Consider the following 9,902-nt stretch of genomic DNA (forward strand, 5'->3'; position numbering starts at 1 on the left):
TTTTGTGTTCTTCCTCAGTCAATACGATCGGGGGTGCTACACGCATCAATGGTCTCCTGCCCTGTACCTTACCAGTCAGACAGGCGATGGCCATATTAGTGCCTATAATTATGAAGCACTACACTAGCGTGCCCACTTGTGATATCACGACGACCGTCTGTGTGGCCATGAACTCGAGATAGGAGAAATGCAGGTCACGCAGCATGTAGACCGCATAGAAGGGCCCGGCGATCCCCGCGGAGAAGCTCATGACCGCGGTAAAGATCGCGAAGCGGGGAAATTGCGTCCCCCGTACTTCTCGCCACAAGGTCCCAGGCTGCAGATTCAAGTGGCCCTTGGGCAAGGATTGTTCCCGCACTACGCGAATTTTGGGGACGGACAGCGCGCGGGCCAGCATCGCCACTAGAAAGATGGCAGCGAAGCCGCTCCAATGTGTCCGTGGTCTTTGGCGAAGCGCAACAACAGGCCGGCGCACACGAGCGCCACGAAATTGGCGACATTCATGAGTCGCGAACGCTGCGCGAAATAGCGGCCGCGCATGTCTTCCGGGACCAGATCCCCCATGAGGCTATGCCATAGAGGGTTGGCGAAATGATTGGCGCCATAATAGAAGGTGAGTGCTACCAAGAGAATCGCCATGGCATGTCCAGGCCATAGGAGCGGCAGGAGAATGACCGGGACTAGGATCCCCTGTGCGGCGAGTTCCGCGATGATGAGTGGTAGGCGCGCGCCGCGGCGCTCCGCCCAGCACGCGCCAACACCTGCGCAAATGAGCCGAGCAAGGCGGGGAAGGTCACAAGCAGCCCCACTTCCGCTGCGGTCGCGTTCAAATAGAGCACGTAGGCGGATAAGTAGGACTCGCCGGCGCCGCGCATGGTCGATGAAAGCACACCTTCGGAGGCCATGCCGGAAAGCGATGTCTGGGTTGGTTCGTCGGTCACGGAAAAGTCGGTTTGGAGAGCGCGGGGGCTATTTAAGGCCTCCGGCGACCAATTCACAACACAAGTGGGTCTGCTCTGGACAGGCGGCCGCATGTAGCGGACCAAAAGCCCATAATTGACCAAAGGTCGATGGACTAGTACGCTTAATCGGACTAGACAGTGGCTCATAACAAAATAAAGGGGGGCGCATGAGTCTGGTATCGCGGTGGGTGTATTTGTTGTTGACCATCCCCTTTCTCGGAACTTTGTGGGTCCCGCTGTACGATCATGTCCAGCCGACCTTGTTCGGTTTCCCGTTCTTCTATTGGTACCAGCTCGCCTGGGTCCCGGTGAGCGTGACCCTCACGGCCATCGTTTATCTCGTCCGCCGCTCAAATGCGCCCAATGATCTAAAGGGGGACGCATGAGCGCCGCCCTTGGGATCTTTCTCGCGCTTTTTCTGCTCGTCACCGGCCTCGGCTTCTGGGCAAGCCGTTGGCGACCGGGGGACTTGAATCTTTTGAGTGAATGGGGCCTAGGCGGACGACGCTTCGGCAGCGTCGTGACTTGGTTCCTTCTGGGCGGCGACCTCTACACGGCCTACACCTTTATCGCCGTACCAGCGCTGGTATTTGGGCAGGGGGCGCTTGGGTTTTTTGCGCTACCGTACACGATCGTCATGTATCCCATCATGTTCCTTATCATGCCCAAACTTTGGACCGTCGCGCGGGAGCGGGGTTACGTCACGGCCGCCGACTTCGTCGAACAGAGATTCGACTGTCGGACGCTGGGGCTCCTGGTCGCTGTGACTGGTATTCTCGCCACGATGCCCTATATAGCTCTTCAGCTCATAGGTATTCAGGTGGTGCTCGGGGCGTTGCATCTGGAGGGAACGGGGGTATGGTCCGACGCCCCGCTCATCATCGCCTTTGTGGTCCTGGCGGCCTACACCTATACCGGGGGGCTGCGCGCGCCGGCGCTCATCGCCGTCGTCAAGGACATCCTTATCTATACGACCGTGCTTACCGCCGTGGTGGTGATACCGGCACATCTCGGGGGGTGGGCGGCGATCTTCGCTCAGGTACCGGCCGCCAAACTCACCTTCCCGGCGCCGCCGCCGCATAGCAGCGGCATATTGTCGGGCTATGCGACCCTCGCGCTCGGTTCTGCACTCGCCTTGCTCATGTATCCGCACACCGTGACCGGGGTCCTGGGTGCCAAGAGCGCGGATGTGGTCCGTAAGAACGCCGTGTTTCTACCGGCCTACTCTTTTGTGCTGGGGCTGCTCGCACTGCTTGGCTATCTGGCCTATGCCGCACACCTCAATACCCTTCCGCAGTTCCGCAGTGGGTTTGCGCACTATGGGCCGAGCTACGCGGTGCCTGCGCTCTTCATGCGCTTTTTGCCGCCGTGGTTTGTGGGCGTCGCCTTCGCCGCTATCGTCATAGGGGCGCTCGTGCCCGCCGCGATCATGTCAGTGGCGGCTGCGAATCTCTTTACGCGGAATATCTATAAGGCCTTCCTGCATCCGGGCGTGAGCGAGGCGGGGGAGACGAGGACGGCCAAGCTCGCCTCGCTCTTTGTGAAATTCGGCGCCCTCATCTTCGTGCTGGGGGTTCCGGAGAAATACGCCATCATGCTCCAACTCCTAGGAGGGATCTGGATCATTCAGACCTTCCCGTCTATCGTGGTCGGTCTCTATACGCGCTGGCCGCATCGTTATGCGCTCATCGTGGGGTGGCTTGCTGGCATGATCGCCGGGACCGCCATGGCGGCGAGCACCTCGTTCAAGAGCGTGATCTACCCACTCTCTATTGCGGGCTACACCGTTCCGGCCTACGCGGCGATCTACGCCGTGCTCGTCAATCTCGCGGTAATAGTGGTGGCCACCTGGATACTGAAGGCCTTGCGCGTCGGCGCGGGGCGTGACGGTACGCTTGATGTGCAGATGCGCAGCATCTGACGCGCGCGGACGCGATGGTGAAAGCCGCATTGTTTCAGGTGGATGCCTTCACGACCCGCCTGTTTTCGGGCAACCCGGCGGCGGTCGTAGCGCTATCCGCTTGGCCTGAAGGCAAGGTCTTACAGGCGATTGCCGCTGAGAACAATCTTTCGGAAACCGCGTTCTTTGCACCGGCCGCCAGCGGTTTCGATCTCCGATGGTTTACACCCTTATGCGAGGTCGACCTCTGCGGACACGCCACCTTGGCTGCGGCCCATATCCTCTTTCGACATCTCGCGTGGCCGGATCCTGTCATCGAGTTTCACACCCGCAGCGGCGATCTTACCGCGTGGCGCGAGGGTGAATGGATCGTCATGGATTTCCCGGCCACGGATTTGACACCGTGCACCACGCCACCCTGGCTCGTCGCCGGCCTTGGCATCAAGCCCCGAGAAGTCTTTGTGACGGCGCGCGATTATGTGGCGATCTATGACGACCACAAGATCGTGTTTGCCATCCGGCCCGATCATGAGGTTCTGCGCGCGCTCGACCGGTCCGGTATCGCGGTCAGTGCACCCGCGGATGGGTTCGGAGAGGGGGTGGATTTCGTGAGCCGCTTCTTTGCCCCACGCCTCGGTGTGCCCGAAGACCCGGTTACGGGTTCCGCGCACTGCGCGCTCGCCCCGTATTGGGCGAGACGACTCGCCAAGTCCGTTCTCTCCGCCCGACAGCTGTCGAGTCGCGGCGGCGAAATTCTTTGTAGTGTGCACGGCGATCGTGTGGCCTTGTCGGGCCACGCCATTACCTTCCTCACAGGCGAGATCGAATGGGAAGTAGACGATCCTTCGGCCTAACCGGTGGGATGCGGTATCTCCGGGATCTTTGGGGTATCTCACGCACGAGGCCAGCACTCACGAAGGAGTCTGGTGTTGGGCATGGCGGGGCAGTCCTTGCAGTACCCGCGGTCCCAAAGGCGCACGCCCGGAGGACAGCGGCGCTACGGCGAGGTACGACTTAAGGCCGCAGTCATCCCTATGCCGGTCGTGGCACGGCGTACCGTCGCCTAAGCCTATGTGTTCGGCCGCTACCACAAACAGAAAAGGGGCTTGAACGTCTCTGCGCCCATCTGAGGCGGAATACCGCGGTGATCACTGATCAGGGCCGCGATCCGGACTTTGCATATTCGTTTTCGATTGACGGTTCGGACACGCTTAGGACAAAAAAAAGTCCTTGCCCTTCTTTATCTCGCCCATCCGGGTGCTCGCGACAAGCGTCATGCGCACGCGGAGGATAGGCGCGCATAAACGGCCCTTACCGAGCTTTGCATTGCGACAGATCCTCCCCGTCTTGGGCTCTGGTTCTAGTAGCGAGCCTCATTCGATCGCCGAAAATAGCACAGGCCATACAATAGCCGCGCCGAAAGTGCGCACCGAGTCTACGTGAATTAACATATTTGCAAACTTATGCGCAGTCGTGAAGTCATCATGGTATTCGTATAAAACAAAGATAATTGAACGCTTATATATTAATGATCTGAAATATAGTAATAGAAAATAGTTGTTCGCTATAGAAAAAAGCGATTGCGATTATTGACAATGGGTAGCGACACGGATGTAAGTGGCTGTTATAAACCAACAACAGTCATAACAATGTCAGGGAGTAAGTATGGAAGAACCGCAAAGTTTCGTATGGAAGTGGCTAAATGGTGTGGCGACGGTGGTCGCTGGCGCAGTTGTGTTCTTGTGCAGCGCACATCCCGCGGTGGCGGCCATAAAAGGGGCGGGGAGCGACAACGCTACAGCAGCCCTGGCGCAGATCGCGAAGGATCTGGCTCCGGCTAAGCCATTTTTTGTGACGACCGTGGGCAAATGGATCGCGCCGCTTATGTATATCGGCTCGTTTGCTTTGCTAGCTAATGGTCTTATGCATTTGGATCCAACCCGGAAAAAGGCCAACGAGTTTGGTGTCGGTATCATTACGGCGACCGCGGGGCTTATGTGGTGGCCTTTCTTGATTGCTATGATGGTTGTGCAAGGACTCGGGCCACTGACTAATTTTGTGGTGGGGCTTGCAGGTATGTACGCATTTTTCTTTATAGCCCTGGGTTTCACGCAGATCTTTCATGTGGAGTCCCGGCAACAGTTAGGCGCGGTTGCCATTTTTATTGGGTGGCTTACGGGTGCTTACGCCTATTACTTTCTTACATTGCCCGCTCCGACCGGCGGCACATGGGTGTATCACTTCACGATCGCCTTGGTCTGGTTTGTCGCCATGAATCTTGCAGGACTGCTTATGCAGAAGCGCATGAGTGAACGTTTTGTAGGCTGGGTCGTCACGTTTGCGGCCATCTACACCTTCGCTATACCGGGTATCCTGTGGTCGATGGCGCCGGGCCATCAGGGACCATTCTAACGACATCATAATGGGAGAAGAACAATGATACCTTGGCCATTAGTAGGGATTGCGATTGCGGGCTGGCTTGTAGCTGTGTCTATTTGGCTTGCCGATTTGTAGATGTAAACACCGTGGGCCCGGTGAGCGGACGACCGGTAGCGGCGGAGGTGGTGGCGAGCCCGTGAATGGGGGAGAGTATTCACCATTCACGGGCTTTGTTGTGGGTGCGCGCTACCAAGGTGGGTGGCGTAACTTTGGCATACATGGCTCTGCGCACAGTCGTTTGCGTGTGGGTCTCTTTGCGTCCCAGATCAAAGCTTCGCGTGATGTCTTATCCGGCGCAACACGACAACTGTTTTATATCCTTCGTGAAAGTCTGGGCGCAGAGCTTCAGGCCCTCGACCATGGTTAGGTAGGGGAAGATCTGGTCGGCCAGTTCCTCTACGGTCATTTGCCGGCTCATGGCGATCGCTGCCGATTGGATTATCTCCCCGGCCTCGGGAGCCAGGATCTGGGCGCCTAGGAGCCGTCCCGAGGGGCGTTCGGCGACGAGCTTTATGAAGCCCCGGGTATCGAAATTCGCAAGCGCCCGCGGGACGTTTTCCAGAGGAAGTGCGCGCACATCCACGGTTAGGCCTTGGGCTTGCGCCATAGCCGCAGTGAGGCCTACCGAGGCTACTTGGGGATCGGTGAAGACAACGGCAGGTAGGACCTCGAGATCGAGCCGCGTATCGGCGCCCGTCATATTCATGGCCGCGCGCGTCCCGGCAGCGGCCGCGACATAAACGAAGCGGGGGAGGGTGCTGCAATCGCCACCGGCATAGACATGAGGCACATTCGTGCGGAGGTGGTCGTCGACCATGATCGCGCCCTGGGCGTCCCTCCGCACGCCAGCCAAGGCCAAGCCCAGGGTGTCGGTGTTGGGTCTCACACCTGTGGCCACAAGCAGTTGATCCCCCGTGAGGGGGCCGTGAGAGGTCGTGAGTGTAAAAGCCCCAGGTTCGTGGTGGACATTCGTCAAGGCGGTGTCGGTGAGGACGCGTATCCCCTCTTCCTCGAAAATTGGCTGAAGCCCCAGGCCGAGATCGGGGTCCTCACGTGAAAGGAGCGCCCCCCGGGCTACGATCGTTACTTCCGAACCCAGTCGGCGAAAGGCCTGCGCCAATTCCAGCGCGACCGCCGAAGCCCCCAGGACGAGGAGGTGTCGAGGCGTTTCGCTCGCCGTGAGGGCCGTGCTCGAGGTCAAAAAGGGGGTCTCCCGCAAACCGGGCACGTCGGGGATCGAAGGTGACGCGCCGACGGCGATCAAAAAGCGGTCGGCCTCCAACCGTTCTTCGCGTCCGGCCGCGTCCGTGAGGTTCAGGGTATGGTCGTCAACGAAACGGGCATGAGCCCGCCTCAGAGTGATCGCAGGGTTTTTGGCTACGATATCCAGGTATTTGGCCTGCCTGAGCTCCGTGACGCGTGCCTGCTGCTGCGCGATCAATGCCTCCCGATCTATCGTGGCGGCGTGGGGACGTATCCCCTCAAAGTGCGGCGCAGCTTGTGTGTGGGCCTCTTGCGCTGCCCGGATCAATATCTTGGAGGGTACGCAGCCTATATTGACGCAGGTCCCACCGATAACGGTGTGTCCTTCTATCATAGTCACGCGGGCACCCCGTTCGGCGGCGCGGATCGCGCAGGCGAAGGCGGCCGAGCCGCTACCGATGATGGCGATGTGCGGCGTACTCGAACGAGACCCTTCATCAGGTGGTCTAGGGCTCGACAGGTGGGCGTCGATACTGGAGCCCTCACACTGATCGCAGCCCGGGGTTTCGCTCGCAGAATTGCTTATCATGCCTGTGCCGCCCGATCTTTCGACAGAAGCAGTCTAGGCACCGTACTGCGGTACGGGGTCAAGCGAGGACAGGAGTGCGCCGCTAGGCCGCACTCGCATGCACGCAGACGGAGTTCTGGGCCTGAGCCTTCAAGTATTGACGAGATATACGTATAACCAATGCATTACGCGGATATGTTCATGCGAAACATTAACGAACGGTGGTCTCCCGTCTCACTCGGATGAAGGCGTGAGCGGTGCTGATGCTGTTTCCCGAAACAGGCGACGGTACAGGATGAGATAGGCGGCCTGAAAGCCGCCGGCTATAAAGAAGGGAAGCTCCAGGAAGCCTGCATGATACAGCAGACCCGCAAAGACCGGGCCGAGGGCCCGCGGTGCCTGAATGGAAACGCTGTTGAGGCTCGCGGCAAGCCCGCGACGATGGCCGCGCACAAGACCCATATTGAGCGCCTGGCGGGCCCCGGCCGTACCGCGATTCAAGGCCGAACGGATGACATACAAGACCGCAGCGACCAAGAAGTTGGGCGCGAGCGGCAATATGAGGAGAACCGTAAGGCCCAGGTAGCGCATGCCCAACACGGAGCGCACGACGCCGTAGCGACGCGTCAACTGGCCCACTAGCAAGGAAGAGGCCGCCGTCGCGATCAAGGCCACGCTCATGAGCGGCCCGATACTCAAGGGGCCATGATGAAAGCGCACCGCAAACCAGTAGGCCATCAAAGGTCCAATGAAACCTATTCCGAGCCCGTTCAGTGCGTTTATGCCAAAAAGCTTGAGAAGCTTCCGGTTCTCGGCACGCGTTAAGCTGTCGGATGTCGGATCCTCGGGCGCGCCGTCAGGGGACGGTCGTCGATAAGGGACGCTGTCGGGCAAGGTCCGCAGCAAGGTCAGGGCAAGGAGGGCACCCGCAAGGACCAGGAGGAAGAGGGGGCGATACGCGAGCGTGCCCGGCAGCAACTTCCCGACGAGAGGCGGGAGCGTTGCCAGCAAGGCGCCTAGCGCCATCCCCAAAAAGCCCACGGCGGTATTCAGGTTGTAGACGGCAGGGCGGTCGCGCGCATCGACCAGTTCGGAAAGCCACGCAAGCTCCACGGGCGCGAAGGGGCCGGCGCCCCCATTTAGTCCGTGTCCGAAACCTCCCAGGATCGCGGCGATCACGAGCGCGGCCGGTCGCGCAGAGCTGAGTGCGAGCAGCGCCGCTCCCACCTGAACCCACTCATAAGCGCATAAGAAACCTTTGCGCCCGCGGATATCCGAGAGGGGCCCTACGAACAGCGCCATAGTGGCCGACATGAGCAGCGCCGCCATAAAGAGCGTGCCAATCGCGGGCGCCGACCAGTGCAGGGCGTGGAGGTAAAGCGCAAAATCCACGACCAGCGCCCCTTGTCCTATGCTGCGTGTGGCCCGCATGACGATGAGAAACCGCGCCGCGCGCGAAAGCCGGCCATAGAGCATACAGGGGCCTATATCCTAGAAGTAATATCGTAATTACAATGCACTATCTAATAGTACTAAAGTGCTTTGTTAGGGCATACGCCGCTCCCCACCGGGCGGTACGCTCATCGATCGACACCCAGGATCTTTCGAAGCTGTGGGATCTGCTCACGAGCTGTCCCATAAAGCACCTGGGCATCGCATACGGTGATGGGTGCGACCCGTACCCCAAGCTCCGCCTTGACCCGGTCGGCCACCCCGGGCGCGCTCAAGTCATGCTCCGCGTACGCGATGCCGAGCTGCGCGAACCACGCCTTGAGCGCGGCGCAGTCGGGACACCCTGGACTTGTATAGAGGGTAACGGTCTTGGGCACTCAGGCTCCTTCGTCGGCGTTGGCGCCTCTGGATGCCATTCTCCCACCCGTGGCACGTGACCGATAGCGTCCTACGCAGACTGTCTCTGAAAGAGTCCTCGCCACCAGCGTTTCCGGCCTTCGGGTAGCGGTCGGGGGTCCTCGAGGGGCTCGGGCGCCATACGCGTCATAAGCCAACCCGGCAAGGTCTTCATGCCCGACGAGCCGCAGGAGCTGCCGAGATTGTGCGGGTCGAATACCTTGATGAAGGTTGGGTTAGCCTTGTCGTCTGCATACACGATACCGCAGTAATCCTCGCGATGCTCACGACGCAAGAGTTCGTCGATTTTGTCTATGAAACGAAGGAGATTTTCAACGGTCTCAGGCTCGGTGGGGGCAGGCTCGCCGATCGCGTAGACATACCAGCCCTCCGGCGACTCCCGAACCACAGACCAAAGCTCAGTAAGTTGGTTCCAGCTCACGATTCCGGCGAAAGGGCCCGTAAGGCGGGCCTGGAACAGACTCCCGTCAACCGTACTCATCGTTTTTTGCTCCACTCAATGCCCCATCTTTTGGCTTCTCTAGTCCTTCGACGAGGCGATGCCTCTAGGACGCTGTGCGATCTACATCTCCGAACGCTTGTTTGCCTGCACGGGACAGGTCTTTATGCCTAGGATTTGATAAAGCCCGCAAAATCCTAAGAGGCCGGTCATGAGCGGCAAGACGCCGATCCATCCCCAAGGCGCCCACCGACCTGTGACCGCAAGTCCAATCAACACGAGCCCCAGAATGATGCGAATGCCGCGATCCAACAGCCCTTCGTTTGTGCGCATGACGGTAGTTCCTCCGTGATAGACCTTCATTATCCACCGAAATCGCCGCCACGGTATAGAACGCCCGAGGGCGCTTCGGAGATTCCAACGCCGACTTTGGAGAAATTTTGCAGTGACGGGGGGGGCACGGAGAGTTGGTATTAACTTGCTTTATATTGTTGTGTCTACGATTTTACATAATATACATTA

Annotated in this window: 12 protein-coding genes; 4 read left to right on the top strand and 8 right to left on the bottom strand. The window is 59.3% G+C overall.

The window, feature by feature from the left end:
• Positions 1 to 118 precede the first annotated feature (118 nt).
• From ACYCTF_RS13440 to ACYCTF_RS13450, 3 genes are read right to left on the bottom strand one after another with little or no spacing between them, the layout of a single operon-like run.
• Positions 119 to 358, bottom strand: coding sequence for a hypothetical protein (locus tag ACYCTF_RS13440; RefSeq protein WP_461285036.1), 240 nt, complete (start codon positions 356 to 358; stop codon positions 119 to 121).
• A 44-nt stretch (positions 359 to 402) separates the two neighbouring features.
• Complete coding sequence (locus tag ACYCTF_RS13445) at positions 403 to 639, bottom strand: hypothetical protein (RefSeq protein WP_461282769.1); 237 nt, start codon at positions 637 to 639, stop codon at positions 403 to 405.
• 41 nt (positions 640 to 680) lie between these two features.
• Positions 681 to 941 carry a hypothetical protein gene (locus ACYCTF_RS13450; protein ID WP_461282768.1) on the bottom strand — a complete coding sequence of 87 codons (261 nt, stop codon included), beginning with the start codon at positions 939 to 941 and terminating at the stop codon, positions 681 to 683.
• 188 nt (positions 942 to 1,129) lie between these two features.
• Here ACYCTF_RS13450 and ACYCTF_RS13455 point away from each other — a divergent pair, with 188 nt between their 5' ends.
• From ACYCTF_RS13455 to ACYCTF_RS13470, 4 genes are all read left to right on the top strand, one after another.
• Entirely contained in the window at positions 1,130 to 1,348 is a 219-nt protein-coding gene (locus ACYCTF_RS13455; RefSeq protein WP_461282767.1) for a DUF3311 domain-containing protein, read from the top strand.
• Complete coding sequence (mctP, locus tag ACYCTF_RS13460; protein ID WP_461282766.1) at positions 1,345 to 2,883, top strand: monocarboxylate uptake permease MctP; 1,539 nt, start codon at positions 1,345 to 1,347, stop codon at positions 2,881 to 2,883. The genes ACYCTF_RS13455 and mctP overlap by 4 nt, the downstream gene beginning before the upstream one ends.
• A gap of 14 nt (positions 2,884 to 2,897) precedes the next feature.
• Positions 2,898 to 3,716, top strand: coding sequence for a PhzF family phenazine biosynthesis protein (locus ACYCTF_RS13465; RefSeq protein ID WP_461282765.1), 819 nt, complete (start codon positions 2,898 to 2,900; stop codon positions 3,714 to 3,716).
• 811 nt (positions 3,717 to 4,527) lie between these two features.
• Entirely contained in the window at positions 4,528 to 5,274 is a 747-nt protein-coding gene (locus ACYCTF_RS13470; protein ID WP_461282764.1) for a hypothetical protein, read from the top strand.
• Between the two features lie 313 nt (positions 5,275 to 5,587).
• Here ACYCTF_RS13470 and merA read toward each other — a convergent pair whose 3' ends face one another.
• From merA to ACYCTF_RS13495, 5 genes are all read right to left on the bottom strand, one after another.
• Positions 5,588 to 7,093 (bottom strand): mercury(II) reductase, encoded by a 1,506-nt coding sequence (merA, locus tag ACYCTF_RS13475; RefSeq protein WP_461282763.1) that lies wholly within the window; start codon positions 7,091 to 7,093, stop codon positions 5,588 to 5,590.
• A gap of 213 nt (positions 7,094 to 7,306) precedes the next feature.
• Complete coding sequence (locus ACYCTF_RS13480; RefSeq protein ID WP_461282762.1) at positions 7,307 to 8,548, bottom strand: MFS transporter; 1,242 nt, start codon at positions 8,546 to 8,548, stop codon at positions 7,307 to 7,309.
• Positions 8,549 to 8,652: 104 nt separating this feature from the next.
• Positions 8,653 to 8,901, bottom strand: coding sequence for a glutaredoxin family protein (locus ACYCTF_RS13485; RefSeq protein ID WP_461282761.1), 249 nt, complete (start codon positions 8,899 to 8,901; stop codon positions 8,653 to 8,655).
• A 71-nt stretch (positions 8,902 to 8,972) separates the two neighbouring features.
• Positions 8,973 to 9,422, bottom strand: coding sequence for a hypothetical protein (locus ACYCTF_RS13490; RefSeq protein WP_461282760.1), 450 nt, complete (start codon positions 9,420 to 9,422; stop codon positions 8,973 to 8,975).
• A gap of 81 nt (positions 9,423 to 9,503) precedes the next feature.
• Positions 9,504 to 9,713, bottom strand: a complete 210-nt coding sequence (locus tag ACYCTF_RS13495; protein WP_461282759.1) for a YgaP family membrane protein — start codon at positions 9,711 to 9,713, stop codon at positions 9,504 to 9,506.
• Positions 9,714 to 9,902 lie beyond the last annotated feature (189 nt).

This window comes from Acidiferrobacter sp. (assembly GCF_054609335.1).

What these genes read in the sequence shown, in the direction of transcription:
- ACYCTF_RS13465 (WP_461282765.1), top strand. Translation starts at nt 2,898, where the DNA reads ATGGTGAAAGCCGCATTGTTTCAGGTGGATGCCTTCACGACCCGCCTG.
- merA (WP_461282763.1), bottom strand. Translation starts at nt 7,093, where the DNA reads ATGATAAGCAATTCTGCGAGCGAAACCCCGGGCTGCGATCAGTGTGAG.
- ACYCTF_RS13490 (WP_461282760.1), bottom strand. Translation starts at nt 9,422, where the DNA reads ATGAGTACGGTTGACGGGAGTCTGTTCCAGGCCCGCCTTACGGGCCCT.
- mctP (WP_461282766.1), top strand. Translation starts at nt 1,345, where the DNA reads ATGAGCGCCGCCCTTGGGATCTTTCTCGCGCTTTTTCTGCTCGTCACC.
- ACYCTF_RS13470 (WP_461282764.1), top strand. Translation starts at nt 4,528, where the DNA reads ATGGAAGAACCGCAAAGTTTCGTATGGAAGTGGCTAAATGGTGTGGCG.
- ACYCTF_RS13445 (WP_461282769.1), bottom strand. Translation starts at nt 639, where the DNA reads ATGGCGATTCTCTTGGTAGCACTCACCTTCTATTATGGCGCCAATCAT.
- ACYCTF_RS13480 (WP_461282762.1), bottom strand. Translation starts at nt 8,548, where the DNA reads ATGCTCTATGGCCGGCTTTCGCGCGCGGCGCGGTTTCTCATCGTCATG.
- ACYCTF_RS13455 (WP_461282767.1), top strand. Translation starts at nt 1,130, where the DNA reads ATGAGTCTGGTATCGCGGTGGGTGTATTTGTTGTTGACCATCCCCTTT.
- ACYCTF_RS13495 (WP_461282759.1), bottom strand. Translation starts at nt 9,713, where the DNA reads ATGCGCACAAACGAAGGGCTGTTGGATCGCGGCATTCGCATCATTCTG.